The 26,498-nt window shown below is 65.1% G+C and carries 26 protein-coding genes; 8 read left to right on the plus strand and 18 right to left on the minus strand.

Annotated features, from left to right (window positions below):
• The first annotated feature begins 112 nt into the window (after window positions 1–112).
• The 3 genes from JHD67_RS07755 (at window position 113) to JHD67_RS07765 (ending at window position 7,176) form a co-directional block, all read left to right on the plus strand.
• On the plus strand, window positions 113–2,566 hold the full coding sequence (locus JHD67_RS07755; RefSeq protein ID WP_343214338.1) for a glycoside hydrolase family 3 N-terminal domain-containing protein: 2,454 nt from the start codon (window positions 113–115) through the stop codon (window positions 2,564–2,566).
• A gap of 390 nt (window positions 2,567–2,956) precedes the next feature.
• Window positions 2,957–5,389, plus strand: a complete 2,433-nt coding sequence (locus tag JHD67_RS07760) for a TonB-dependent receptor (RefSeq protein ID WP_199098599.1) — start codon at window positions 2,957–2,959, stop codon at window positions 5,387–5,389.
• A 203-nt stretch (window positions 5,390–5,592) separates the two neighbouring features.
• Window positions 5,593–7,176, plus strand: a complete 1,584-nt coding sequence (locus JHD67_RS07765; protein ID WP_199098600.1) for a tryptophan halogenase family protein — start codon at window positions 5,593–5,595, stop codon at window positions 7,174–7,176.
• A 27-nt stretch (window positions 7,177–7,203) separates the two neighbouring features.
• On the opposite strand, the gene JHD67_RS07770 is transcribed toward JHD67_RS07765, so the two are convergent.
• Entirely contained in the window at window positions 7,204–7,572 is a 369-nt protein-coding gene (locus JHD67_RS07770) for a helix-turn-helix domain-containing protein (RefSeq protein ID WP_199098601.1), read from the minus strand.
• 105 nt (window positions 7,573–7,677) lie between these two features.
• On the opposite strand from JHD67_RS07770, the gene JHD67_RS07775 reads away from it, so the two are divergent.
• Both JHD67_RS07775 and JHD67_RS07780 read left to right on the plus strand, forming a co-directional pair.
• Window positions 7,678–8,424: a glucose 1-dehydrogenase gene (locus JHD67_RS07775; RefSeq protein ID WP_199098602.1), complete on the plus strand. Its 747-nt coding sequence runs from the start codon at window positions 7,678–7,680 to the stop codon at window positions 8,422–8,424.
• A gap of 130 nt (window positions 8,425–8,554) precedes the next feature.
• Complete coding sequence (locus JHD67_RS07780; RefSeq protein WP_233171721.1) at window positions 8,555–8,953, plus strand: DUF302 domain-containing protein; 399 nt, start codon at window positions 8,555–8,557, stop codon at window positions 8,951–8,953.
• A gap of 9 nt (window positions 8,954–8,962) precedes the next feature.
• Here the strand turns inward: JHD67_RS07780 and JHD67_RS07785 are convergent, their stop codons facing one another.
• Both JHD67_RS07785 and JHD67_RS07790 read right to left on the minus strand, forming a co-directional pair.
• On the minus strand, window positions 8,963–9,394 hold the full coding sequence (locus JHD67_RS07785) for a hypothetical protein (protein ID WP_199098603.1): 432 nt from the start codon (window positions 9,392–9,394) through the stop codon (window positions 8,963–8,965).
• Window positions 9,395–9,494: 100 nt separating this feature from the next.
• A complete protein-coding gene (locus JHD67_RS07790; protein ID WP_199098644.1) occupies window positions 9,495–10,517 on the minus strand; it encodes a putative sulfate exporter family transporter in 1,023 nt (340 codons plus the stop codon).
• 86 nt (window positions 10,518–10,603) lie between these two features.
• Here JHD67_RS07790 and JHD67_RS07795 point away from each other — a divergent pair, with 86 nt between their 5' ends.
• Window positions 10,604–11,512: a LysR family transcriptional regulator gene (locus tag JHD67_RS07795; RefSeq protein ID WP_199098604.1), complete on the plus strand. Its 909-nt coding sequence runs from the start codon at window positions 10,604–10,606 to the stop codon at window positions 11,510–11,512.
• On the opposite strand, the gene ptsP is transcribed toward JHD67_RS07795, so the two are convergent.
• The 12 genes from ptsP to JHD67_RS07855 all read right to left on the minus strand — a co-directional run bounded on the left by ptsP (window position 11,502) and on the right by JHD67_RS07855 (window position 21,899).
• Window positions 11,502–13,232, minus strand: coding sequence for a phosphoenolpyruvate--protein phosphotransferase (gene ptsP / locus JHD67_RS07800; RefSeq protein ID WP_199098605.1), 1,731 nt, complete (start codon window positions 13,230–13,232; stop codon window positions 11,502–11,504). The two genes, JHD67_RS07795 and ptsP, sit on opposite strands and share 11 nt — an antisense overlap.
• Before the next feature lie 158 nt (window positions 13,233–13,390).
• On the minus strand, window positions 13,391–13,660 hold the full coding sequence (locus JHD67_RS07805; protein ID WP_199098606.1) for an HPr family phosphocarrier protein: 270 nt from the start codon (window positions 13,658–13,660) through the stop codon (window positions 13,391–13,393).
• The gene (locus tag JHD67_RS07810; protein WP_199098607.1) at window positions 13,653–14,045 is read right to left on the minus strand and encodes a PTS fructose IIA subunit family protein; all 393 of its coding nucleotides are present in this window, start codon (window positions 14,043–14,045) and stop codon (window positions 13,653–13,655) included. The genes JHD67_RS07805 and JHD67_RS07810 overlap by 8 nt, the downstream gene beginning before the upstream one ends.
• Before the next feature lie 43 nt (window positions 14,046–14,088).
• Window positions 14,089–14,988, minus strand: coding sequence for an RNase adapter RapZ (rapZ, locus tag JHD67_RS07815; protein WP_199098608.1), 900 nt, complete (start codon window positions 14,986–14,988; stop codon window positions 14,089–14,091).
• 3 nt (window positions 14,989–14,991) lie between these two features.
• Window positions 14,992–15,942: an HPr(Ser) kinase/phosphatase gene (hprK, locus tag JHD67_RS07820; protein ID WP_199098609.1), complete on the minus strand. Its 951-nt coding sequence runs from the start codon at window positions 15,940–15,942 to the stop codon at window positions 14,992–14,994.
• 142 nt (window positions 15,943–16,084) lie between these two features.
• Complete coding sequence (gene raiA / locus JHD67_RS07825; protein ID WP_199098610.1) at window positions 16,085–16,408, minus strand: ribosome-associated translation inhibitor RaiA; 324 nt, start codon at window positions 16,406–16,408, stop codon at window positions 16,085–16,087.
• 289 nt (window positions 16,409–16,697) lie between these two features.
• Window positions 16,698–18,161, minus strand: coding sequence for an RNA polymerase factor sigma-54 (locus tag JHD67_RS07830; RefSeq protein WP_199098611.1), 1,464 nt, complete (start codon window positions 18,159–18,161; stop codon window positions 16,698–16,700).
• 199 nt (window positions 18,162–18,360) lie between these two features.
• Window positions 18,361–19,080, minus strand: a complete 720-nt coding sequence (lptB, locus tag JHD67_RS07835; RefSeq protein ID WP_199098612.1) for an LPS export ABC transporter ATP-binding protein — start codon at window positions 19,078–19,080, stop codon at window positions 18,361–18,363.
• A 3-nt stretch (window positions 19,081–19,083) separates the two neighbouring features.
• Complete coding sequence (gene lptA / locus JHD67_RS07840; RefSeq protein ID WP_199098613.1) at window positions 19,084–19,698, minus strand: lipopolysaccharide transport periplasmic protein LptA; 615 nt, start codon at window positions 19,696–19,698, stop codon at window positions 19,084–19,086.
• Entirely contained in the window at window positions 19,589–20,257 is a 669-nt protein-coding gene (lptC, locus tag JHD67_RS07845; RefSeq protein WP_199098614.1) for an LPS export ABC transporter periplasmic protein LptC, read from the minus strand. Before lptC ends, lptA begins: the two co-directional genes overlap by 110 nt.
• Window positions 20,254–20,793 (minus strand): HAD-IIIA family hydrolase, encoded by a 540-nt coding sequence (locus tag JHD67_RS07850; RefSeq protein ID WP_199098615.1) that lies wholly within the window; start codon window positions 20,791–20,793, stop codon window positions 20,254–20,256. Before JHD67_RS07850 ends, lptC begins: the two co-directional genes overlap by 4 nt.
• Before the next feature lie 95 nt (window positions 20,794–20,888).
• Window positions 20,889–21,899, minus strand: a complete 1,011-nt coding sequence (locus tag JHD67_RS07855; protein ID WP_199098616.1) for a KpsF/GutQ family sugar-phosphate isomerase — start codon at window positions 21,897–21,899, stop codon at window positions 20,889–20,891.
• 250 nt (window positions 21,900–22,149) lie between these two features.
• Between JHD67_RS07855 and JHD67_RS07860 the strand changes: the two genes are divergently transcribed.
• The gene (locus JHD67_RS07860; RefSeq protein WP_199098617.1) at window positions 22,150–22,389 is read left to right on the plus strand and encodes a BolA/IbaG family iron-sulfur metabolism protein; all 240 of its coding nucleotides are present in this window, start codon (window positions 22,150–22,152) and stop codon (window positions 22,387–22,389) included.
• Window positions 22,390–22,432: 43 nt separating this feature from the next.
• A complete protein-coding gene (murA, locus tag JHD67_RS07865) occupies window positions 22,433–23,692 on the plus strand; it encodes a UDP-N-acetylglucosamine 1-carboxyvinyltransferase (protein WP_199098618.1) in 1,260 nt (419 codons plus the stop codon).
• Between the two features lie 209 nt (window positions 23,693–23,901).
• Here the strand turns inward: murA and JHD67_RS07870 are convergent, their stop codons facing one another.
• From JHD67_RS07870 to purM, 3 genes are read right to left on the minus strand one after another with little or no spacing between them, the layout of a single operon-like run.
• Window positions 23,902–24,618, minus strand: a complete 717-nt coding sequence (locus JHD67_RS07870) for a DUF3108 domain-containing protein (RefSeq protein ID WP_199098619.1) — start codon at window positions 24,616–24,618, stop codon at window positions 23,902–23,904.
• A 56-nt stretch (window positions 24,619–24,674) separates the two neighbouring features.
• Window positions 24,675–25,343 carry a phosphoribosylglycinamide formyltransferase gene (gene purN / locus JHD67_RS07875; protein WP_199098620.1) on the minus strand — a complete coding sequence of 223 codons (669 nt, stop codon included), beginning with the start codon at window positions 25,341–25,343 and terminating at the stop codon, window positions 24,675–24,677.
• A gap of 4 nt (window positions 25,344–25,347) precedes the next feature.
• Complete coding sequence (purM, locus tag JHD67_RS07880; RefSeq protein WP_199098621.1) at window positions 25,348–26,376, minus strand: phosphoribosylformylglycinamidine cyclo-ligase; 1,029 nt, start codon at window positions 26,374–26,376, stop codon at window positions 25,348–25,350.
• Window positions 26,377–26,498: the final 122 nt, after the last annotated feature.

Below are 26,498 nucleotides of genomic sequence, written 5' to 3' on the forward strand. Positions count from 1 at the left end.
TGATTTGAACGGGCTCCGCAGGGGAGGCCGCCCTGCCATGGAGAGAGCCGTGCTGGCGTCTGTTCGTCGTTTGCGTTGTGCCCCGACTGTGCTGGCTGTGGTGCTGGCCGGCGTGCTGGGTGGTTCGTGCTGGGCCGCTTCGGCCACGGTCCATCCCGATCAGTGGCCGCGCGCCACCTGGCCCTTGCCCAGCGATGCCGCGCTGGAGCAGCGCGTCGCCGCCCTGATGGCAAAGATGAGCGTGGAGGAGAAGGTGGGCCAGCTGATTCAGGCCGACATCCTCAGCGTGACGCCCGACGATGTGCGCCACTATCACCTCGGTGCGATCCTCGCGGGCGGCAACTCCAAGCCCAAGGGAGCGCTTACCGCCACCGTGGCGCAGTGGCAGGCCCTGTCCGAGTCGTTCTATCGCGCGGCGATGGAGCCGCAGCCCGGCCATGCGGCGATTCCCCTGTTGTTCGGCATCGATGCGGTGCACGGACACAACAACGCGGTGGGCGCCACGCTGTTCCCGCAGAACTCCGCGCTGGGCGCGACGAATGATCCCGAACTGATTCGCCAGATCGGCGCGGCCACCGCGGCGGAGGTGCGCGCCACGGGTATCAACTGGAGTTTCGCGCCCACCCTGGCGGTGCCGCAGGATGTGCGCTGGGGGCGTTCCTACGAGGGCTACTCGCAAGACCCCAGGCGGGTGGCGGAGTATGCCGGCGCCATGGTGGAGGGCCTGCAAGGCAAAGTGGGCACGCCGCAGTTCCTGGACGGTGAGCATGTGGTGGCGTCGGCCAAGCACTTCCTCGGCGATGGCGGCACCGTGAACGGCAAGGACCAGGGCGATGCGCAGATCAGCGAGGCCGCGCTGCGTGATGTGCACGCCGCCGGCTATCCGCCCGCCATCGACGCGGGCGTGCAGACCGTGATGGCGTCGTTCTCCAGTTGGAATGGCCAGAAGATGCATGGCAACCATGCCTTGCTCACCGATGTGCTCAAGCAGCGCATGGATTTTCAGGGTTTTGTCGTTGGCGACTGGAATGCGCACGGGCAGATCGCCGGTTGCAGCAACGACGATTGCCCGGCCTCGTTCAATGCCGGCATGGATATGCTCATGGCGCCCGACAGTTGGCGTGGCCTTTACGAGCACACGCTGGCCGAGGTCAACGCAGGAACCATTCCGATGTCGCGCCTGGACGACGCGGTGGCGCGCATTCTGCGGGTGAAGTTCCGCGCCGGCCTGTTCGAGGCCGGCGCGCCATCCACGCAGCCCATCGTGCGCCACGCCGGTGATGTCGTGGGCAGCCCCGCGCATCGCGCTATCGCGCGTCGTGCCGTGCGCGAATCGCTGGTGCTGCTGAAGAACAACCATGGCGTGCTGCCATTGGATCCGCGCAAACACATTCTGGTGGCCGGCGACTCGGCCGACAGCGTGCCGCGCCAGAGCGGCGGCTGGACCCTGAACTGGCAGGGCACCGGGCTCAAGAGCAGTGATTTCCCCGGCGCACAGACCATTGGCGCGGGTATCGTGGAGCAGGTCACGGCGGCCGGCGGACATGCCGAGATCGAGGCCGAGGGCCACTACACCCGCAAGCCGGATGTCGCCGTGGTGGTGTTCGGCGAAGATCCCTACGCCGAGTTCCAGGGCGATCTGCCCAACCTGCTGTATCGACCGGGCGACGACCATGACCTTGCGCTCATCCGGCGCCTGCGCGCCGAGGGCATTCCGGTGGTGGCGGTGTTCCTGAGCGGTCGGCCGCTGTGGATGAATCGCGAGATCAATGCGGCCGATGCATTCGTGGCTGGCTGGTTGCCAGGCAGTGAAGGCGGCGGCGTGGCCGATGTATTGCTACGTACGCGGGACGGCCGCGTGGCCAACGACTTCCACGGCACGCTGGCCTATGCCTGGCCGAGCACGGCGGTCGTGGGGCAGGGCAGGCCGCAGTTCGCGCTGGGCTACGGTCTGCGTTACACGGATCACGCATCGCTGCCGCCCTTGCCGGAGAACTCCGGCATCCACGGCGAGCAGATTCCCGTGGGCAACTATCTGGAGCGCGGCAAGCCTGTGCACGGCTACGTGTTCACGCTGGTCGGCGCGCAAGGCCATGGCGTGCCCGCCGATGTATCGCGCGCCAGCACGCCGGACGGTGGGCTGAGCATGAGCGGTCTGGACTTCAAGGCCCAGGAAGACGCGCGCCAGTTCAGCTGGCGCGACGCTGGCGGCGAGCTTGCGGTGAACGCGCATGCGCCGTTGGATCTGGATCGCGAGACCAACGGCGATGTGCTGCTGGTAACCACGCTGCGCGTGGATGCCTTGCCCGCGCAGGATGCATGGATCGGCATGGGCTGCGGCACCGGCTGCCAAGGCCGGGTGGCCGTGGGCAAGCAACTGGCCACGCTCGGGGTGGGGTCGTGGGTGCGCGTGGGCGTGCCGTTGAAGTGCTTTCGCGCAGCGGGTGCGGATATGCATCGCATCGAGCAACCTTTTACGCTGGGGGCGGGCAAGGGCAGCACCTTGGCTATTGCGCGCGTGGCGCTGGGTACCGAGACGGATCAGGTCATCGAGTGCGCCAAGTAATCCAAGGCAACGCCGGAACGGTGTCCACGCCGGCCGTTGGTGAAGGCCCAGCACAGTGGGTGCGCGAAGCAGGCGCGAAGGGTGTACAGGGGCGAAGCCTGACGCAAATAGAGCGGGGCAGGCGGCAAGACGGCCATTTGCTGTGCACCAAAAAAGCGTAGGTACAAGGTGCCCGAAACGGCTGCAAGCCAGTCTGGGCAAGGGTTTGACGAGGTGGCGGGGGTGTGTTGCCACGCGTCAAGCTTCTGCGAAAAAACCGGTCTATGATCGCAAATGACAGCGCTGTCATATCTACCAATGACAGCGCTGTCATCGGGGTGAAGATCGACGGGTCGCCGCAGGGGGCGGTGACACACAACAATCCGAAAGATTCTTTAGAGGGGAAGTCTCATGAAGTTGCGCTATTCGGCGTTGTATATCGCGATGTCCCTGGTGCTCGCGCCAGGCGCTGCACTGGCGGCGGATCAGGATGCGACGCCGGCCAGTTCGTCTGCACAGAACGCCGCACCGCCGGTCGAGAAAAAGGTAAAGCAGCTCGATGCGATCCAGGTGAGCGCGACCAAGCGCGAGACACCGCTGCAGAAGACGCCGGTGGCCGTGAGCGCGATTACGCCCGATACGCTCGACAAAGAACGTGTGATGACCGTGCAGGACCTCACCAAGCTGGTGCCGGGCCTGCAGGGCACCAGTGAAGGCGATCACGGCGTGGTTACGCTGACTTTGCGCGGCATCGGCAACGACAGCGCCAAGACCGAATATGCGGACCCGGAAGTGGCGACCTTCGTAGACGGCGTATACGCGCCGCGCGCCGAAGCGGCTTCGGGCCTGCTGCTGGATATGGATGGCGTGGAAGTGCTGCGCGGTCCGCAGGGCACGCTGTGGGGGCGCAACTCCACAGCGGGCGCGATCAGTTTTCAGACGGCTAAGCCGGACATCAGCGCGGGCTTCTACGGCAATGCGCAGATGGAGGCGGGCAACTACAACCAGATCGGTGCGCGTGCCGCGTTCAACCTGCCGATCAGCAGCACGTTCGCCATGCGCGTGGCGGTGGTGCATGAGCAGCACGATGGTTACGTCGACTATCAGAACCCTTCCAGCGAATTGCCCAGCGTGGCGCAGCAGCAGGCGACGTATCTCGCCTCGGGTGGTGACCCGGCGAAGTTCCAGCCGATCAACGCGGACCAGTTCATCCATGGCGGCCAGAAGTACAGCGCGCAGGATCAGTCCGCCGCGCGCGTAAGCGCCCTGTGGCAGCCCAGCGATTCGTTCAAGTGGAACCTGTCGTACGAGTATTTCGTGGACCGTGGCACGCCCAACCTCAGCCTGATGCAGACGCCGCGCGCGGGGCAGGATTTCTGGTCCGCCCTGATCGACGTGGCGCCGTATCTGGACCGCACCTCCAAGACGGTGCGCAGTCGCATGGACTGGAACATCAACGACAGCATGCAGCTGAGCTACATCGCCGGTTACAACCGTTATTCGGGCAAGAGCGACTACGACCAGGACGTCGGCGTCAGCGTGCCTACCAGCTTCACCACGGGCGGTGTGTACCAGGACGACCGCACCAACTATTCCAACTATGAGAGCTGGAGCCAGGAAGTGGATCTGAAGTCCACCGGCCAGCAGACGTTCGACTGGATCGTGGGCGCGTACTACGCGTACGAAGACAACAACATCCGCTTCGATATCCCGATCATGAACGGTACCCAGTACGGTTCGGTGAACTGGCAGGGTTCCTTCATCCAGCCCAAGGAGACGGTGAAGTCGTCGGCGATCTTCGGCCAGTCCACGTGGCACATCTCCGACCACTGGCGCTTCACCGGCGGCGCGCGCTGGTCGCACGACAACAAGGCCAACGACGGTGGCGTCAACTGGGGCTGGGACGGCGACCCGAACGTGCCGCAGGTGCCGATCTCGCCGGGCGTGTATCCGGGCCCGTCGAACGGTTTTGCCGTGTCCACGTACAACACCGCCAGCTACAGCAAGAGCAAGGTGACCTGGCTGGCGCGCGTGGATACCGACGTGGGCGAGAACGGCTTGCTGTACGCCAGCGTGTCCACCGGCTACAAGTCGGGCGGCACGCAGGATGGTGGGGCGCTGTACAAGCCCGAGTCGCTGACCAACTACGAAATCGGCAGCAAGTTCTCTTTCCTCGATGGCCACATGACGTGGAACTCGGCCATCTACTACGAGGACTTCAAGAACTTCCAGCTGTCGGCGCCGATTACCTATCCGGATGGCAACCATGGCCTGGGTTTCTCCAACGTGGGTGGCAGCACCGAGGTACTGGGCATCGAATCGGAGCTGGCCTATCAGCAGAAGGACGATCGCTTCGACCTGATCTTCTCGGCGATTCCCAAGAAGAAACTGGGCACCCTGCCGTATGCGGGCAGCAACGATTACCAGGGCCTGCCGGCGTGTCCGCCAGCGTCCAACCTTTCCAGTTGCATGAACGTGACCGGCAACGATTTGCCGCACGCGCCCAACGTGTCGCTCACCGCCATCTACGAGCACGACTTTCACCTGGGCAACGGCGGTCGCCTCACGCCGCGGGTAAGCGCGCAGTACCAGAGTTCGCAATGGCTGAGCTATTTCAATCTTGGCGATGGCGATAAGCAGAAGGCGTATACGCGTGGCGATCTTTCGCTGCGTTACACCGAGCCGGGCGACAAGTGGTGGATCAACGCGTACGTGCAGAACGTGTCCGATGGCAAGGTGCGTACCAGCGCGGGTCGCTTCCAGATGGCGGATGGCTCGTTCCAGTATGTCTCGCAGTATCTGGCGCCGCGCACCTATGGCGTCCAGCTCGGCGTGTGGTTCTGATGGATGCCAGGGCGGTGCCCCATGTCACGCAGGCCGCCTCATGTTTGCCGTTCTGTGGGTGGCGCCGGGAAAGGCGTCGCCCTCCCTCCCCTTGAATGGCTTTTTGCCGGGTCCGCGTGGGGCGGCCCGGCAGTTCTTTCTTGCCTTGCCGCGCCACCGCTCGCGCATACTGCGCCGATCGGGTGGCTGACCTGGGGGACTCCATGGCCTTGTTGAAGAAAGTGCTGATCGTGGGTGGCGGCACTGCTGGTTGGCTGGCGGCGTGCTATCTCGCCAAGGCCTTGAACGCGCGGGACCCGCGCAGCGTGCAGGTGCACCTGGTGGAGTCGAGCAACATCGGCTTGCTGGGCGTGGGCGAGGCTACGTTCCCTAGCATTCGCGGCACGCTTGCGGCGATTGGCCTGGACGAGCGCCGCTTTCTGGTAGGCGCCACGGCGACCTACAAGCAGGGGATTCATTACCGGCACTGGGTGCGTCCACCGGGTACGCCGGGCGCCGATCATTTCTTTCATCCGTTCAGTGTGCCGAGCCAGCGCCCGGGCGGCCCCGAACTGTTGCCGTACTGGCTGCTGGGTGCCGCGCCAGAGGGCATGCCTTTCGCCGATGCGGTGACCATGCAGAGCTTGTTGGTGGATCACTATCGCGGCCCGCGGCGCGCGACCGATCCCGACTACCAGGGGCCGATGAATCACGCGTTCCATTTCGACGCGGCGCATTTCGCGCGGGTGTTGGCCGAGCATGGGCAGGAAACGCTGGGCGTGCATCGTCACCTGGCTACCGTGGAGCGTACCGAGCTGGATGAGCACGGCGCCATTGCCCGTGTGATCACCACCGAGCTGGGCCCGCTGACGGCGGACCTGTATGTGGATTGCACGGGTTTGCGGGGTGCCTTGATTGGCGGGGTGATGCAGTCGCCGTTCCGCAGTCGTCGCGACGTACTGTTCGCCGATCGCGCGGTGGCCATGCAGGTGCCGTACGAGCACGCGGATACACCGATTCCTTCCTACACTATTTCCACCGCGCAGGAGGCCGGCTGGATCTGGGATATCGGTCTGCAAAAGCGGCGCGGCGTGGGTTATGTCTATTCCTCCCGCCATACGGACACCGAGCGCGCCGAGCAGGTGTTTCGCAGCTATCTTGGCCCGGCCGCCGAGGGTCTCAAGGCGATGCATATCAAGTTCGAAACCGGCTACCGCCCCGAGCACTGGCGCAAGAACTGCGTGGCGGTGGGCCTGGCCGGCGGTTTCGTCGAGCCGTTGGAGTCGACGGGCATTGCACTGATTGAGCTGGCCACCTATCTGCTCACCCATCTGTTGCCCGGCGATACCGACGACATGGAACGCGCGGCACGCCACTTCAACGAGATGATGGTGGCGCGCTATGACCGCATCATCGACTTCATCAAGATGCACTACTGCCTGAGCCAGCGGCGCGATTCGCCGTTTTGGATCGACAACGCCGATCCGGCGAGCATTCCGCAGACCTTGCAGGACAAGCTGGCTTTGTGGAAACAGCGTCCGCCGCATCGGCTGGATTTCGTCAGCGACCTGGAAATGTTCATGGTGTCGAGCTGGCAGTACGTGCTGTACGGCATGGAGTTCAAGACCGATCTGAGCCACAGCCGCAGTGCTTATCCGCGTTTCGACGAGGCGCGCCAGGAATTCGCGATGATCCAGCAGGTTGCCGCGCGTGCGCTGAACGACCTGCCCGATCACCGGGCCCTGGTGGAGCAGCTGTGTGCCGAACATGAGCGGCGCGTGGAACGGGAGCGTGGCACGGCGGCGTAAGGGCGCCGCGCTGGAAGCAAGGGGCGCTTAGCCAGCCTTGGCTCGGCGCCTGGCGGCGGGCTTGCGAGCGCCGAGCTGCGTCTTGTAGGACTGCATGATGGCCTGCAACAGGCCGGGAAAGCGCTGGGCGATTTCCTCGCACCGGGTGCTGTTGAGCATTTCCACGCCGCGTCGCTCGCTGCGGATCAGGCCCGCCTCGCGCAGTGCGCGAAAGTGCTGGGACAACGTGGATTTGGGAATGCTGCGGTCTTCCATCTGCAGGAAGGCCGAGCAGCTGTTGGCGGCATCCGCGCAGGCCAGTTGCGCATAGATGGCTGCCCGCACAGGATCGGACAATGCGTGGAGGATGCCTTCCACGGTGATGTCGTCGATCGAGGGGTGGGTCAGGGGGCGCATGTTTTAATTTTACCAGCTCTTGAAAACTAGTTCATAAGTTCGTATGTTGCGAACTATGGGAGTTAATGGCTCCCAGGCTCCATCCCTCTCCCAACAGGAACTGTCATGAGCAAGCTCAAAGGTAAAGTGGCTGTGGTTACCGGCGCCTCCAAGGGTATTGGCGCGGCCATCGCCAAGTCGCTGGCCGCTGAAGGGGCCGCCGTGGTGGTCAATTACGCTTCCAGCAAGGCCGGTGCGGACGCCGTGGTAGCGGAAATCGAAAAGGCCGGCGGCAAGGCCGTGGCCGTGGGCGGCGACGTCTCCAAGGCGGCCGACGCCAAGACGATTGCCGACGCCGCCGTGCAGCATTTTGGCCGTCTGGACGTGCTGGTGAACAATTCCGGCGTGTACGAGTTCGGTGCGCTGGACAACATCACCGAGGAGCACTTCCACAAGCAGTTCAACGTGAACGTGCTGGGTCTGCTGCTGGTGACCCAGGCGGCCGCGCGCCACATGAACGATGGCGGCAGCATCATCAACATCAGCTCGCTGGTGTCGCGCATCGTGCCGCCGGAAAGCGCCGTCTACACCGGCACCAAGGGCGCGGTGGATGCGATTACGGGTGTGCTTGCGCGCGAACTGGGTCCGCGCAAGATCCGCGTCAACGCCGTGAACCCGGGCATGGTGGAAACCGAAGGCACGCATGCCGCCGGTTTCATCGGTTCGGACTTCCACGCCCATGCCGCCGCGCAGACGCCGCTGGGTCGCATCGGCCAGCCGCAGGACATTGCTTCGATCGTCAGCTTCCTGGCCTCGGATGATTCGTTCTGGCTGACCGGCGAACTGCTCTACGCGGGCGGTGGCATGCGCTAAGCCGGGGCATGCATATGGACGCGTCTCCCACGCGGGGGCGCGTCGCATGCACTGGCTTGACGGAACGGGGTGGATGATGGGTGCCACGGGTGGCCGCGCTTGCGGCCCAGTCCAGCGTGGAGTCGTCGCCATGTCCGACATGCCGATGGAGCGGGGCGTGGTGACGCTTCGCTCCGCTTACAACGTGGCGCATACGGTGGAGCGGCTTACGCAGCTGCTGAGCGAGCATGGCGTGAGGATTTTTGCGCACATCGACTTCAGTGGCGACGCGGCCGCGGCCGGTCTGACGCTATTGCCCGAACAGATGCTGATCTTCGGTAATCCGCGCGCCGGCACCCCCTTGATGCAGGTCGAGCCGGAAGTCGGACTGGATCTTCCTTTGAAGGTACTGGTGTGGGAGGACGATCGGGGTGCTACCTGGATCGCCTACACCACGGCCGACTACGTCGTCAGCCGACATGGATTGCCGCGCGCCATGGGCACCGCGTTGGAAGGGGCGTTGCGGCTGATCGAGCCACTGGCCCGCTAAGCGCGGCGGTCAGCTTGTGCCTTCGATCACTTCCACCTGCGCGATCCAGTGGTGTTGCCGGCGCGCCAGGCGGGTGGCGGCATCCTCCTCGCCGAAGCTGACCGGTTGCGGCCGCAGCATCGACGCATCGACGTTCTCGAAGGTGTGCACGTTGACCACGGCGTAGCGCTGTCCTTCAACGTCGCTGAGCACCACCGGCACCACGCCACAGGTGGAACACACCAGGAACTGTGCCGTGCCTGTGCCAAAGCGATAGCGCGACACGTGCAAGGGCTCGGCCAGTGTTACCCGCAAGCGGGCCGTCGGGTGGGCCGTCCAAACGGCGCCGTGCTTCTGGCAGAACGTGCAATCGCAGGCGCGCGCGGGAATTGCGCCTGGCGTGGGAAATCCATCGAGGGCGAAGGCGATGTTGCCGCAATGGCAGCGGCCCTGGATCTGCATGCGCTGGCTCCCTTGGGTGAGATGGACAGCTTAGCGTTAAGAAAAAGCCCCGCTTCAAACGAAGCGGGGCCAGGGAGCAGGAGCGCAGGGGCGCGCGGCCTTACAGTTGCCCGATGACCAGTTGCACCAGCAGGCTGCTTACCGATACCGCGGCCCATACACCCAGGCCGAGCAAGATGGGGCGCGCGCCGGTGGCGGCCATTTTGCGCAGGTTGGCGGAGAGGCCAATGGCGGTCAGCGCCACGATGATGAGGAACTCCGCCGCCACGTGCAGGGCCGGCTGGATCGCCACCGGCACCAGGCCCGCCGTGCGCACGGCCGACGCCACCAGGAACCACAGGATGAACCAGGGGAAGATGCGGCGCAGGCTGAAGTCGCTGGCGCCTTGTTTCTTCTGTTTCCATGCGGTGGCCAGGGCCAGCACGAGGCAGATCGGGATGATCAGCGTGGCGCGGGTGAGCTTGACGATGGTGGCGTAGTCGCCGGCTTCTTTGCTGAAGCTGTAGCCCGCCGCCACCACCGAGGAGGTGTCGTTGATGGCGGTGCCTGCCCACAGGCCAAAGCCCAGGTCCGACAGGTGCAACAGGTGGCCAAGCAAGGGGAACAGCAGCACGGCGACCAGGTTGAACAGGAAGATGGTGGAGATGGCGAACGCGGTGTCGTGCTCGTCCGGCTTGATGATGGGCGTGACCGCGGCAATGGCCGAGCCGCCGCAGATGGCGGTGCCCACGCCGATCAGTATCTTCAGCTTGTCGTGCACGTTGAGCAGGCGGCCCAGGCCCCAGGCGGCGAGAAACGCCACGGTCATCGTTACCAGGGTTACCGACAGGGATTCCAGGCCGGTCTTGGCCACCTGATTGAGGCTCAGGCCAAAGCCGAGCGCGATGATCGACCATTGCAGCACCTGCTTGCCGGCGAACTGGATGCCGGGGGTATAGGTGCCACCCGGCGCCAGTGTGTTGCGCACCAGGATGCCCAGGACGATGCCGAACACCGGGCCGCCGATCAGCGGCAGGACGTGGCCGAGCAGCCATGCCACCAGGGCGATGCCTGTGGCCATCAACAGGCCGGGCAGGCGTTGGGAAAGGGTGGGGGCGGCAAGGCCGGCGGTGGTGGCGTTCATGGCGTTCTCCAGAATGGTGGCCATTGTCCGCCCGCCTTCACATCAATAAAACTTTGAATTTCTGATTCATGTAATAAGATTTGCTGATGATTAATGTCAGCCCGCGCCAGCTCGAGGTGTTTGTGCAGATCGCGCGCCTCGGCAGCGTGCGCGCAGCCGCCGAGGCGCTGCATCTCACCCAGCCGGCAGCCAGCATGGCGCTGGCGGAGATGGAGCGGCAGCTGGACGCGCCGGTGTTCGCGCGCGAGCGCGGTCGGCTTCGCCTCAATACGCGTGGGCGCGAATTGCTGCCGTTGGCGCAGGAGCTGCTGGAGCGCTACGCCGAGTTCGGCCGCGTCGGCGCAGGCGGCGTTGAATCACTCGGCGGCGAGTTGCGCGTCGGCGCGAGCAATACGGTTGGCAATTACCGCGTTGGCGAGCTGCTGGGGGATTTCGTGCGCGCGCATCCGCACGTGTCGGTGCGCCTGCGGGTATCCAATACCGCGGAGATCGTGGCCGCCATGCTCGATCATGCGCTGGAGTTGGGTTGCGTGGAGGGGCCGGTAGCGCACCCCTCGCTGGAGCTGCGCCCGTGGCGTGACGATGCACTGGTGGTGTGCGCGCCCGTTGACCATCCGCTGGCGCGCAAGCGGCGCCTTCAGCCGAGCGATTTTGCCGGCGCACGGTGGGTGTTGCGCGAGCCGGGTTCGGCCACGCGGAGTTTGAGTGAGCGCGCGCTGTCGCATTTGCCGCCGGGGGAGACCGTGCTGGAACTGGATCAAGCCGAGGCGATCAAGCAGGCGGTGATCGCTGGGCTCGGCATTGCCTGCCTACCCCAGGTGGCGGTGATCGATGCGGTGGCCAGCGGGCGCCTGAAGGTGCTCAAGACGCCGTTCCTGGATCTACAACGCACGCTGTCGTTGGTGTTGCATCGCCAGCGCTATCGCGGTGCGTTGATCGAGGCATTCCTGGCGCTGGCCGGTGGCAAGGCGTCGCCGGTAGGCACTAGCAGGTAATTTGCGCCAACAACGCTTCGGCTTCCTCGTGCGTGCGTGAGCGGAGCAGACGGGGCGCTGCGGCGCGCAGTACGGAGCGATCCAGCGCGGCGATGCGGTCGCGCACGTGCAGCAGCTGGCTGGGGTGCATGCTGAATTCGTTGAGCCCCAGCGCCAGCAGCAGCGAGGTGAAGTTGATGTCGCCACCGATTTCGCCGCACAGGCTCACGGACTTCTTGGCCCGCCGGCCTTCGCCAATCACATAGGAGAGCAGGCGCAGCAGGGCGGGCTGCAGCGGGTTGTAGATGTTGTCCAGCGCGTCATTGCTACGATCGGCGGCGAGTACGTACTGGGCCAGGTCGTTGGTGCCGATGGCAAGGAAGTCGGCGTGCTCCAACAGTGCGCGCACGTTGATGGCGGCGGCGGGCACTTCGATCATCGCACCCAGCGCCAGTTTCTCCGGCAGGTCCACGTTCTCGCGCTTGAGTTCCTGCCGCGCCAGCTTGAACAGCGTGCGCACGGCAATCAGTTCGTCCGGCTGGGTCACCATGGGCACCAGCACGCGCACCGGGCCGTAGCAGGCGGCGCGAAGGATGGCGCGGATCTGCGTGGTGAACACGGCGGGGTAACGCAACGAGAGGCGCACGCCGCGCACGCCGAGGGCGGGGTTGTCCTCTCCGCGCAATACCAGGCCGGCGGCATCGGCTTTGTCCGCGCCCAGGTCCAGCGTGCGGATAGTGACTGGCAGGCCGCCCATGCCCAGCACCAGGTCGCGGTAGGCGATGAACTGCTCATCTTCCGTGGGCAGGCCCTTCTGGCGCAGGAACAGGAATTCCGTGCGGTACAGGCCCACGCCGTCGGCGCCGCGTGCACGCGCCATGGCGATGTCCGGCGGCATCTCGGCATTGGCGAGCAGGCGAATGTCCGCGCCGTCACTGGTGCGCGTGGGGGCGTTGGCCAGCGTAGCGAGGCGTCGGCCTTCCTGGGCGGCTTCGCGTTGCCAGGTGCGGTAACGGGCCAGATCCTGCGCGGTGGGATGTACCACCGCCTCGCCCCGTTCGGAGTCGAGCAGGATCAGGTCGTCGTCGTGAATGGAGGAGAGTGCATCGCGAACGCCCACCAGCATCGGCAGATCGAGGCTGCGCGCCAGGATGGCGCTGTGCGAATAGGCACTGCCCGAGCTGGCCACTACGCCCAGCAGGCCGCTGCCGGCCAGGTGCGCCATGTCGGCCGGGGCGATGGTGTCGGCGATCAGGATTTCGCCCACGCGGGCGGCCAGCTTGCGTTCCTCCCGGCTTGTCTGGCGTTGCAGGGCGGAAATAACGCGGTTGATGACCTGGTCGACGTCTTCCTTGCGCGAACGCAGGTAGGGGTCGTCCATGGCTTCGAACACGGCAGCGAGGCGATCGCGCTGCTTCTTCAGCGCGGCGCCCGGGCGGTAGTGGCCGATGCGCACCAGGTCGTCCAGGCCGCGCAGCAATTCGGGATCGTCGAGCAGCAGGCTGTGCGCGTCGATGAACTCGTTGACCTCGCGGGCCAGGGCGCCGTGCAGTTTGCCGCGCAGTTCGCGCAGCTCTTGACGGGCGGTTTCCAGCGCGCGGTGCAGCAGTGCCAGTTCGGCATCCACTTCGTCCTCCGCCAGGGGGCGGGTATCGACGTGGTAGCGGCTGGGCTGGACCAGGCGTGCGCGTCCCAGGGCCATGCCCTTGGCGGCGGTGGTGCCTGGAAGTACGTGTCTCATGCCTGCCCTCCGTGGCGCGATGCTGGAGCGTACGAGCCTGGATCGTGGCGTCCGGCCACATTGGCTGCGCGCCCCAGCGGGGAAAGATGGCACGGCGTGATCTGCTGGGCCGTGAACACGGCCTCAAGGTTCCACGCTCGGGCGATCATATTTCCCACTCAGGTTCCTTCGTCGAACTTGCGATCGAACAGGGCGACCACGGCATGCAGGGCGGATTCCTCGTCCGGACCCTCGGCGCGCACGGTCAGCGGCGTGCCGATGCCCGCTGCAAGCATCATGACGCCCATGATGCTCTGTGCGTTGACTTCGCGACCCTTGCTTATCAGCCACACCGTGGACTTGAAGCTCTGCACCAGCTGCACGAGCTTGGCCGAGGCGCGGGCGTGCAGGCCCAGTTTGTTGGAAACGACTATCTCTTGTTCAAGCATGATCGATGAAGATTCCCCCGCGGCCACCGGTGGCGGCAATTTCCGCCAGTTCGTCCAGTGGTTTCTCCGCATAGTTAAGTACACGCAGCAGCATCGGCAGGTTCAAGCCCGATACGCAGCGCAGCCGAACGCCGAGCGCACTCAGCGATAATCCGATGTTGCAGGGGGTGGCGCCGTACAGGTCGGCCAGCACCAGCACGCCATCGCCCTGGTCCAGCGCTCGCGCGTGCTTGGCCGTGAGCGTACGCATGACGTCCGGGTCGGCTTCGGGCGGCACTTCGACGGCTTCCACGCGCAAGGGCAGCTTGGGCAGCACATGGTGCGCGGCCGAGATCAGCGCCTGGCCAACCGCCTCATGCGTCATCAACAGCACGCCGACGCTCATGACGGCTCGCCAACCCGGTGGGGGATCATGGAAAACATGGCGATCACTCAAGTTCGCGGTGGAAGGTAAGCACGCCCTTGCGTAGCGCGCGGAAATGGGTAGCCAGCTTTTCGACCAGGTACACCGAGCGGTGCCGACCGCCGGTACAGCCAATAGCGATGGTGACATAGCTGCGGTCGTCGGCCTCGAAACGCGGCAGCCACGCATCGAGCCAGCGCTGGGTGTCGGCCAGATACTCGGCGACCAGTGGCTGCTCGTCCAGGTAGTCGCGCACGGGCGCGTCCTTGCCGGACAACGGGCGCAGTCGCGGGTCCCAGTGGGGGTTGGGCAGGCAGCGCGCATCGAACACGAAGTCCGAATCCAGCGGCAGGCCGCGGCGGAACGCGAAAGACTGGAACATCAGGGTGAGCCCCTCGGTTGCCTCGGCATAGCCGGTAGCGACCAGTCGGCGCAGCTGGTGCACGTTCATGTCGCTGGAGTCGATCACCTTGTCGGCGATGGCGGCCAGCGGGCGCAGCACCCGGCGCTCTTCCATAATGGCGTCGGCCAGCGACAGGCCGGCGCTGGACAGGGGATGGCGGCGGCGCGTTTCCGAGTAGCGCTTGATCAGCACGTCGTCGCGGCAATCCAGGAAGATCAGATGCGCGTGCACGCCGGCGGACGCCAGCTCCGAGAGCATGGCGGGCATGCGCTGCAGGTCTTCCTCGCGGTTGCGCACGTCCACGCCGACGGCGATGTTGCGGCGTTTGCCTTCGATGCCGCGGCTTACCGCCGCCACCAACTGCGGCAGCAGCGAGGTAGGCAGGTTATCGACGCAGTAGAACTCCAGGTCTTCCAGTGCGCGCAGGGCTACCGTTTTGCCACCGCCCGACATGCCGGTGAGCACGACCAGGTGGATGGCGTCAGGTTGATGGATATCGGATCCGAGTATCGTCTGGCTCATGGTTCACCACGGCGGCAGCCGGCGCATCTGGTGCGCCTGGCGGTCGATGAAGGTTTGGGCAGGGTCGATGCCCTTGCTCTTGAGGACGTGATTGCGCACCGCCGCTTCCACCAGCACGGCAAGGTTGCGGCCGGGCGCCACCGGAATGGTTATCATCGGCACGGGTACTTCGAAGATCTCGCGATGGCCGATGTCGCCGGTGAGGCGGGTGAGGCCGTCGGTGTCTTCGCCTTCACGCAGCGGTTTGAGGTGCACCACCAGGCGAAGATACTTGGATGGCTTCACGGCCGTGTGGCCGAACATCTCGCGCACGTTGAGCACGCCCAGCCCGCGCACTTCGAGCAGATCCTGCAGGAGTTCGGGGCAGGTGCCGTCGATAACGTCCGGCGCGATCAGGGTGAATTCGGTGGCGTCATCGGCAACCAGGCGATGGCCGCGGCTGATCAGTTCCAGCGCCAATTCGCTCTTGCCCGAGCCCGATTCGCCGGTAATCAGCACGCCAATGGAGAACACTTCCAGGAACACGCCATGCAGCGTGACCTTGGGTGCCAGGATGCGCGCCAGGTGGTACTGCATCCAGGTGAGCAGTTCGTGGCCGCGCTTGGAACTGATCCACAGCGGGGTGTTGGTTTCCTCCGCTACTTCGCGCAGATCCGCGGGGATGGGCTGGTCCTTGGTCACGATCATCGCTACCGGCTGGTAGGCGGCGATTTTGTTGATCGCCTCCCAACGCTGGCGCGAATCCAGGCTGTCGAGGAAGTTCAACTCCTCGGTACCGATGATCTGAATCTTGTTGGGATAGATGACGTTGAGGTAGCCGATCAGCGACGGACGTCGCGTGGTGGTGGCCGCCTGCTCCAGTACGCGCGACTCGCCGCGCATGCCGGAAACCCAGCGCAGCGCCATGCGCTCGTGGACACCATCGTAGAGTTGTCGGGCGGTGAGCCGGTCCAAGCCATATCCTTTGCGCCGCGGGAGTAGGGGCACGCAGGGCCCGGCGGCTACAGGGATATTGTGCCAGTTCGCACCGGCGGACGCCTTGCATGGGGACGATGGGGGGAACGGCCCGCCCGTGGGGACGGGCGGGCCGGAGGCGTCAGCCGTATTGGCGCTCGTCGCGCACGGCGCGCTGATGCTTGTCGGAGACCTTCTCGCGGTGCTTGCGCAGTTGGGCCACCAGCTTGTCGAACAAGACGTCGATGGAGACGTACATATCGCTCTCATTGGCCTCGGCATGCAGGGTGGCGCCGGTCACGCCGAGCGTGCCTTCCGCGCGCTGCTGCAGTTTGTCCACCGATAGCACGACGCTGAGGCTGAGAATGCGGTCGTCGAGGCGGGTGAGGCGGTCAAGCCGGCTGTTTACGTGATCGCGAAGGGCCGGGGTGACTTCAATCTGCTGACCGCTGAGCTGAACTTGCATGTTGCGCCTCCTCTGGTACTTGCCGCGGACGCGGCTGGGGTCGATGCGCCGGCTGCTTAGGTCGTGGCCGACACACCTTTTTTAAGTCCGGGGATATCCGATGGGTTTCCGGCCTCCTCACCAAGTCGGGATAGTCACTATGCGCTCGTCGGTTGGGTTTCGCGTTATGCGGACCTTCACGCGTTGGACATGACAGGTTTCCCTTCGGATCGACTTCACTACGAATATGGAGACGACTTTTGCGTCGCCAAGTTCCCGAGACGCTTTGCCGCGGTCGGCGTGAGCGGACTCAGCCGGCGCGCTGCCGCTCACTGGAGCTGGGGATGCGCATGGCTTCACGGTACTTGGCAACCGTGCGGCGAGCAACCTGGATGCCCTTGCGATGGAGCTCTTCGGCGATAGCCTGATCGGACAGCGGCTTGCGCGCATCCTCGGCGTCCACCAGCTTGCGCAGCATGGCCTGGATCGCGGTCGCCGAGGCGCTGCCACCATCTTCGGTGGACACGCCGCTGGAGAAGAAGTGCTTGAGTTCGAACGTGCCGCGCGGGGTATGGATGTACTTGCGAGTAGTTACACGTGAAATGGTCGACTCGTGCATGCCTACTTCTTCGGCAACCTCGCGCAGCACCAGCGGGTGCATGGCTTCGGGACCATAGTCGAGGAAGGCGCTTTGGCGGCGTACGATGGCTTCAGCCACCTTGAGCAAGGTTTCCGCGCGCGATTCCAGGCTCTTGATGAGCCAGCGTGCTTCCTGCAACTGGCCACGCATCCAGCTGGCATCGCTGCCGCGCGCCTGGGCGATCAGGCCGCAGTAATGCTGGTTCAGGCCCAGCCGAGGCTGGCAGTCGGGGTTGAGGCTGACGCGCCAGCGTCCATTATCCTTGCGCGCATACACGTCTGGCGCCACGTATTCGACGGGCGTCACGTCCAGTGCCGCACCAGGGCGCGGATCCAGGCTGCGGATCAGTACGGCCGCGGCGGTGGTTTCATCCTCGCTCGCCTTGAGCTTGCGCGCCAGGCGAGAGATATCGTTGCGGGCGAGCAGCTCCAGCTCCGCATCGACAATGCGCAGGGCGAGTTCGCGTTGAGGCAGCTCGGGATCGAATTGTTCCAACTGCACGCGCAGACAGTCGCGCAGATCCACGCTGGCGACGCCGGTGGGGTCGAAGCGTTGCAGCAGGCGTCGCACGTGCTCGATGTCGGTGGCGCTGGCCTTGAGGTCGGCGGGCACGGCGGCGAGCAGCGACTCCATGTTTTCGGTGAGATAACCGTCAGGATTGAGCGCGTCGATCAGCACCGTGGCAATCGTGCGCTCGCGCACGCTCATATGGGTGAGGTTGAGCTGCCACAGCAGGTGTTCCTGCAGTGTTTCGGGCGCCGCGCTTTGCGGTTCGAAGCCGTCTTCGTCGCCGCTTGCGCTGTTGCGCGACGCGCCGCTGCCGCCAGAGAAATCGATGGGATCTTCGGCTGCGCCGCCGCTGTCGCTCCAGTCGGAGGCTTCGCCATCGTCGGCGCTATCGCTGCTGCTGGCGCTGCTGGTGTTGGGCGGCGGCAGCTCGATGTTTTCGTGATCCTCGCCGTCAACGGCTTCCGGATTGTCTTCGGAGAACTCCAGCAATGGATTGCTTTCGGCGATCTGGCGCAGCTCCGCTTCCAGCTCAAGCTGAGACAATTGCAGCAAGCGAATAGCCTGCTGCAATTGCGGCGTCAGCGTGAGCTGTTGGTTGAGTCGAAACTGCAGTCCGGGTTTCATGCCAGCGAAATCAATAAGTAGGCGAAGAACATCCTAACCCCTCGCAGGTTGGGGCGGCCATAGAGCCGTTCGCACATTGACGTATCCCGTACGGTGGAGAGTCCTACACTCAACGGAGCGTAGCCAGTGATCCGTATAATCGGGTGCGCCAAGCTACCGCCCAGCTTGCGCGAGGCTGGCGGACGTCCAAAAACTGAGCTTACAGGCGGAACTCGCGCCCCAGATAGACCTCGCGCACCTTCTCGTCGGCAAGAATGTGCGCGGGTGTGCCGCGCGACAGTACTTCGCCATCGTTGAGGATGTAGGCGCGGTCGCAGATGCCCAGGGTTTCGCGCACATTATGATCGGTGATCAGCACGCCGATGCCGCGCTCCTTGAGATGGCGCACGATGCGTTGGATTTCACCCACCGAGATCGGGTCCACGCCCGCGAACGGTTCGTCCAGCAGCATGTAGCGCGGATGCGCGGCCAGCGCGCGGGCAATTTCCACGCGGCGACGCTCGCCACCGGAAAGGCTGATGCCCTTCTGGTCGGCGATGTGCGAGATCTTCAGTTCGTCCAGCAGGCTTTCCAGCTCGTTGGTGCGACGCTTTTCGTCCCAGCCTTCGCGTAGCTCCAGCACCGCCATGATGTTGTCCGCCACGCTGAGGCGACGGAACACCGAAGCTTCTTGCGGCAGATAGCCGATGCCCAGCTTGGCGCGCAGGTGCATGGGCAGGCCGGTGATGTCCTGCTTGTCGAGCTTGATGACGCCGGCATCGGCCTCGATCAGGCCCACCACCATATAGAAGCAGGTGGTTTTGCCGGCACCATTGGGGCCGAGCAGGCCCACCACTTCACCCTCACGGATGGAGAACGCGAAGTCGCGCACGACCTGGCGCGACTTGAAGCTTTTTTGCAGCCCTTCAGCGGAAAGCATCGATCAGTGGCCCTCGGCCGGCTTGGTGGCGGGCTGCTGCGGCGCCGGGGTGGCGGCCGGCTTGGGCGGGGTAGCCGCCGGAGCGCCAGGCTTCTGCTTGGGCAGAATCACGCCATGTACCAGGCCATCGCCGCCGGCTTCGCCGGTAATCAGCGCCGTCTGGGTGTTGTAGGTGAGCTTGTCGCCGTGGAACTCGCCGCGACCCTGCTGGCGCACCACGGCATTGCCGGTAAGCACGGCGATGCCGTTGATGTTGTCGTAGTCGAGCTGGGCGGCGTCGCCCTGCATCAGGTTGCCGGCGTCGTCCAGCTGTTCGATGTGCGCCGGCTTGCCGTTCACCACGGCGCGCGATACCTGGCTGTCGCCATCCAGGTAGAGCTTGGCGATGTCGCCGGTGAGCTTCATGGTGCCCTGCGTGGCCACCACGCTGCCGGTGAGCGTGGTGATGGTGTTGGGCGCGTTGAAGCCGTCCATGGACTTGGACGAGAAGTTCATCGGCTGGTTGCGGTCATCCTGCTTGGCCAGCGCCGGCTGCAGGATGAGCAGCCCCAGGCACAGCAGCCCGAGGTGCAGCTTGAGACTTCTTGGGGCGCGGCGGAAACGAGCCGGTGACTTCATCGAGCAGCTCCAGATGATTGGTATTGAGGTTGGCACGCATGCCGACCCCGTTAAGTGTACGGGCGCCTTGCGTCATATGCGCTGGGGCGTCGGTGACCATGCGGTTTTCCTTGGGCCAGGCGGTCACTTCGGACGTGTGCATTTCGGCCGCGTCGGTGTCCCCGAACGCGGCGCGGTGCATGTACACCGGCCCTTGCAGCTTGAGCAGGGTACCGCTCTTGTCCACCCAGGCGTAGAGCGAATCCCCCAGCCACGGCGGTACGCCGGCCTGGTTGGAGGGCAGTTCGAACTTGGGCGTGTTGATATAGAGCGATTCGTCGTTTTCGCGACGCTCCAGGTGCGGGGCGACCATGCTGAAGCTGGGCAGGCCGTCCACGCCGTAGGACCACAGCCGGAAATTGGTCAATGTGTAACCGGAGCGGGGCGGGCCTACGAAGTCGCTGACCTTGGGGGCCGGGGCCAGCCACCAATACAGCATCTGGGCGCCACCGGTCGCCAGGCCGACCAGCACGATCGCTACCGGAATGCCCCGGTCGCGCAGATAGGACCGCAAGCTCACAGCCAGCGCTCCCGCTCGGCGTCGGTGCGGCCTTGAGCGTGCAGGATGAGGTCGGCGATCTCGCGCGCGGCACCAAGGCCGCCGCCGAGACGGGTCTGCCAGTGCGACTGTTCCTTCACCCAGGGATGCGCGTTGGCCACGGCGACGGCGAGACCAACCCTGCGCATTGGGCGCAGGTCGGGTAGATCGTCGCCGACAAAGGCCACCTGATCCGGCGTAAGTGCCAGGGCTTCCAGCAACTGCTCCAGGCAGGCGCCCTTGTCGCCCTGGCCCTGGTAGACATGGGCGATGTCCAGCTCTTCCGCGCGCAACGCCACCGGGTGGCTGATGCGGGCGGACATGATGGCGACCTGCACACCATTGGCCATGAGCAACTTGAGGCCCAGGCCGTCGTGTACGTGGAACACCTTGGTTTCGTGGCCGTCTTCGGCGTACCACAGGCGGCCGTCGGTCAGCGTGCCGTCCACGTCGAACACGACGAGGCGAATCTTGGCGGCACGGGCGAGTACGTCAGTGGGGATATCAGCCAGATACATGGATGCGTTCGGCAAAGGGGCAGGGGGACGATACCGTCCAACGCCGGGCGAGCCGGTTGGTGGACGCGTTCAGTGATAGCAGCCGAGCCTTTCGATCAGACCACACGGGCGCGGAGCAGATCGTGAATGTTCAGCGCGCCCACCACTTGCTGCTGGTCGTTGACCACCAGCAAGGCGTGGATCTGGTGCTTTTCCATCAGCTGCGCGGCTTCGATGGCGAGCTTGTCCGCGCCGATGGTTTTGGGGCCTCGGGTCATGAGTTCGGCCACGGTGGCGCCGCGCAGGTCCACGCCATCGTCGTCCAGGGCGCGGCGCAGGTCACCGTCGGTGAACACGCCGAGCAGGCGCCGGTCGGCGTCGATCACCGCCGTCATGCCCAGGTGCTTGCGGGTCATTTCCATCAGCGCCTGGGTAAGGGTGGCGTTGGGCGCCACCGCCGGAATGCCTTCGCCGGTATGCATGACGTCGCTGATATGCAGCAACAGGCGGCGGCCCAGGCTGCCTGCCGGATGCGAGCGGGCGAAATCTTCGGAGGTAAAGCCGCGTGCTTCCAGCAGGGCGATGGCGAGGGCGTCGCCCATGACCAGCGCTGCGGTGGTGCTGGCCGTGGGGGCCAGGCCCAGCGGGCAGGCTTCGGCGGCGATGCTGGCGTCCAGGTGCACCTCGGCCTGATCGGCCAGCGAGGAACGGGCGTTGCCGGTAATGGCGATCAGCGGAATGCCCTGGCGCTTGATCACCGGCAGGATGAACAGCACTTCGTCGGTTTCGCCGGAGTTGGACAGCGCCAGCACCACATCCTGCGGCAGGATCATGCCGAGGTCGCCGTGGCTGGCTTCGCCCGGATGGACGAAGAAGGCCGGCGTGCCGGTGGAGGCGAGGGTGGCGGCGATCTTGCGGCCGACGTGGCCGGACTTGCCCATGCCGGTGACCACGACGCGTCCGGCGCAGCCCATGATGAGGCGGCAGGCTTCCACGAACTCGGGCCCGATACGGGGTTCGAGCGCGCGAATGGCGGCCGCCTCGGTGGCGATCACGGTGCGCGCGCTGCGCACGATGGCGTCGGCGTTGATCGCGTGCTGGCTTGCTGGGGCGACGTGGGCGTTCATGCGTCCTCGGGGTCGGTGCCGGCATTCCGTCACCGCTCCATCGCGGCGCTGGTCAGAAATGTCGCAATAAATCATTGGGTTGTGCGGTGGTGGTGGCGCCTGTTTCGGGCGGCCGTCAACGCGTGTCGTTTCTGCGACAGAGGTTTTCCATTAACATGGCATATTCGCATTTTAACGTCATAGTCGGTGCCCTTGGGCCTGGGATGTCTCCAGTCCAGGGCGTCGACCGACCCCTGTTAGTGGAAAAACCATGGACGCTGCCACCATCCAGGCAATGATTGAACAAGGCCTGCCCGGTGCGCAGGCTGCCGTGAGCGGTGACGACGGCGTGCACTTCGAGGCTGAAGTGGTGGCTGAGCAGTTCGCGGGCAAGCTCCCGCTGGCGCGGCATCGCCTGGTTTACGCCGCGCTGGGGGATCTCATGGGTGGTGCGATCCATGCACTCGCTCTGAAAACCCTGACCCCGCAGGAAGCCGCCGCGCGCCGTTGAGGGCTGCGCAGCGACTTCCACGCATTATTCGCAAGGACTTTTGATGGCCAAGATCCTGATCAGTGGCGGCGAGCCGCTCCACGGTGAGGTAGGTATTTCGGGCGCCAAGAACGCCGTGTTGCCGATCCTCGCTTCCTGCCTGCTGGCCGACGAGCCGGTGGCGATCAGCAACGTGCCGCACCTGCACGATGTGACCACCTTCATCGAGCTGTTGGGCCAGATGGGCACCCAGCTGGTGCTGGACGATCGCATGAAGATGCACATCGATCCGCGCTCCACCGACAAGTACTTCGCGCCGTATGACCTGGTACGCACCATGCGTGCGTCGATCCTGGTGCTGGGCCCGCTGGTGGCTCGCTTCGGCGAGGCGGAAGTGTCGTTGCCGGGCGGCTGCGCCATCGGCTCGCGTCCGGTGGATCAGCACATTCGCGGCCTGCAGGCGCTGGGCGCCGACGTGGTCGTGGAGAACGGCTACATCAAGGCCAAGGCCAAGCGCCTCAAGGGTGCGCGCATCGCGATGGACATGGTCACCGTCACCGGTACCGAGAACATCATGATGGCTGCTGCGCTGGCGCAGGGCACCACCATCATCGAGAACGCCGCGCAGGAACCGGAAGTGGTCGATCTGGCGCACTGCCTGATCGCCATGGGCGCGCAGATCGAAGGCGTCGGCACCTCCACGCTCACCATTCACGGTGTAGAGCGCCTGCACGGCGCCGAATACGAAGTGCTGCCCGACCGTATCGAAACCGGCACTTTCCTGGTCGGCGCGGCCATGACCGGCGGCAAGGTGCGTGCGCGCAACGCGCGTGCCGATACGCTCGACGCCGTGCTGGCCAAGCTGGAAGAGGCTGGCGCGCATATTTCCACCGGTGCCGACTGGATCGAGCTGGACATGCGCGGTCGCCGCCCCAAGGCGGTAAATATCACCACGGCGCCGTATCCGGCGTTTCCCACCGACATGCAGGCGCAGTTCACCGCGCTCAATTGCGTGGCCGAGGGCGTGGGCGTAATCACCGAGACGGTGTTCGAGAATCGCTTCATGCATGCGCTGGAACTGCAGCGCCTGGGCGCGGACATTCGCCTGGAAGGGAATACCGCGATCATCAAGGGTGTGGAAAAGATGAGCGGTGCGCCGATCATGGCCACCGACCTGCGCGCATCGGCATGTCTGGTGCTGGCCGGCCTGGTGGCCGAGGGCGACACCATCGTCGATCGCGTTTACCACATCGATCGCGGCTACGAGAACATCGAGGAAAAGCTGGGCGTGCTCGGCGCGAAGATTCGCCGCCTGCCGTCCTGACCGACGGCTTTCATCGCCCAGGAAAGAGGCCGCGCAAGCGGCCTTTTTCGTCAGCGGAATCCCTTCGTTCTCAACGGTTCGTTATCGAGGGGACCGCGGGCATCCAGTGACTTTTCTTTGGCGTCGGTCAGCAATTGGGCGGCGAAGATTTACCTGCTTGCGCCGAACGCAACGCATACGCGGTGAAGCGCTTCTCGCCAACGGTTGCCTTAGTTGCCGTTCTTGTAGCTCACCAGCTGCAACTCCAGGTTGCCGCCATCGCTCTGCGCCAGCTTTACGGGCACCGGGTACTTTTGCGGGGCATACCATGCGCTGAAAGCATTATCGTCGCCACTGCGAACCACGCGCTCGGTCTGGAAGCTGCCTGCCGGTACCTTCACGGTGTCCTTGCCGGCGACCTTGAACTCCTGCGTTTCCACGTTGTGCTTGACCGCAACAGGCAGTGCCACGCTCTGCTTTCCGGCACGCAAGGCCAGCCCGATGGCGTAGGGCGTGGTGTTGCGATCCACCATGCCAGGCGCGCTTTGATAGCTCATGGGGCCCTTGCCTTCATTTACGGTGACCTGGCCGGTGGTCCAGTTCACGTCGGTATGGCGCTGCTTGCTCTTGATCGCCGCGTCCATGCGGTAGTCGTAGCTGACGGTTTCCGGCGTGTTGTTGTTCCAGCGAAAGCGCGTGGTTTCGCTGGAGTTGGCGCCCAGGGCGGCGGCAATTCCTGCCGTGCCGCGCGTCTGGTTGCGGTATTCCCACTGGCCATCGCTGCTGGCCTTTAGCGTGACCACGGCTTCGCCGATGACCTGACCACCCTGGGAAACCTGGTAGGTGGCGGTGAAGGGCGCCGGGCTGGTGCCCGCCAGCGCTGCGGTGGCGGAGAGGGCCAGCGTGAGGCCGGCGAGGGTGGTGCGGAAGGCGTTGAGTGAGGTCATGAGGACCGCAGTCTACGCGTTGAGGCTGAATGACTTGTAGAGGCGCGTGCGGGCGTTCAGTCAACCAAATCGTCGTTGCGCAGTTGCAGCGGTGCGCTCAGGGCGCGTCCGTCCAGTTCCACCCGGTCGGGCGGCGCCAGGGTAAGACGATGTGCCGCCATCAGGCGCAGCACGGCCGGTAGCAACTGGTGCTCGTAGCCGAGCAGGCGCTGGGCGAGCTGGTGCTCGTCATCGCCGGGGCGGATGTCGATGCGAGCCTGGGCAATCACCGGGCCGCCATCCAGCTCGGCGGTAACGAAATGCACGCTGGCGCCATGTTCGGTATCGCCGGCTTCCAGGGCGCGACGGTGCGTATGCAAGCCGCGATACTTGGGCAGCAGGGAGGGGTGGATGTTGATCATCCGGCCCACCCACGGCTTGAGTGCCTCGCCGTCGATGATGCGCATGAAGCCGGCCAGCACCAGCACGTCGGCGCCGCTGGCGTCGAGTTGGCGGAACAGCTCCAGGTCGTAATCCAGGCGGTTGGCAAAGCCCTTGGGGCTCAGCGTGAAGCTGGGAATGGCGGCGTCCGCGGCCAGTTGCAGCGCGCCCGCATGGGCCTTGTCACTGCCGACCAACACGAAATCGACCGGCAGCGCGCCCGCGTCGCGGGCGGCGATCAAAGCCTGCAGGTTGCTACCGCGCCCGGAGGCGAGCACGGCCACACGAAGACGCGGATTCGACACGGGCTTAGCCGATGTGTACGCGCTCGTCGCCCTGGGCGGGCACGATTTCGCCGATCACCGAGCTGGCCAGGCCATGCTTGGCCAGCAGCGCCGATGCACCGGCCACGGCGTCACGCGAAAGGATCACGGTGAAGCCCACGCCGCAATTGAAGGTGCGCCACATTTCCTCGCGGGCCACGTTGCCTTCGCGCATCAGCCAGTCAAAGACGGGCGGCAGCACGATGGCGGCGGCGTCGAGCTGGATGCCCAAGCCATCGGGCACCACGCGGATGATGTTTTCCTTCAGGCCGCCACCGGTGATGTGGGCCATGCCATGCACCGGCTGGTTCTTCAGCAGGTCCAGCATCGGCTTGACGTAGATGGTGGTCGGCGCCATCAGGGCATCGGCCAGCGTGACGCCGCCAAGGTCCAGATCCAGCGGGCGACCGGCGCGATCGAGAATCTTGCGGACCAGCGAGTAGCCATTGGAGTGCGGGCCGGAGGAGGCCACGCCCAGAATCACGTCGCCGGCCACGATGTGGTCGCCGCTGAGCAACTGCGACTTTTCTACGGCGCCCACGGTAAAACCGGCCAGATCGTATTCGCCCGGCGGATACATATCGGGCATTTCGGCCGTTTCACCGCCGATCAGCGCGCAGCCGGCCAGCTCGCAGCCCTTGGCGATGCCGCCGACCACGGCCACGGTGGTGTCCACGTCCAGCTTGCCGGTGGCGAAGTAGTCGAGGAAGAACAGCGGCTCGGCGCCCTGTACCAGCACGTCGTTGACGCACATGCCCACCAGGTCGATGCCGATGGTGTCATGGCGACCCAACTGCTGGGCCAGCTTGAGCTTGGTGCCTACGCCGTCGGTGCCCGAGACCAGCACGGGCTCCTTGTAGCGGCCGGCCAGGTCGAACAGACCGCCAAAGCCGCCCAGCCCGCCCATCACTTCGGGACGGAAGGTGCGCTTGACCAAGGGCTTGATGCGTTCGACCACGGCATTGCCTGCGTCGATATCGACACCGGCGGAGCGGTAGGTGAGGGCGTCGGACATGGGGTGCAACCCGGCGAGAAGAAACGACAAAGTGTAGCAGCGTAGGGGGCGGCCTGCCTGTCGCGGGCGGGGTCGGATGGTTCAAAGGCGGGCACGTTCGATGGACGCTGCCGGCGGGATTG

This window comes from Dyella sp. ASV21, assembly GCF_016428975.1.
In the GTDB taxonomy this organism is placed as follows: Bacteria; Pseudomonadota; Gammaproteobacteria; order Xanthomonadales; family Rhodanobacteraceae; genus Dyella.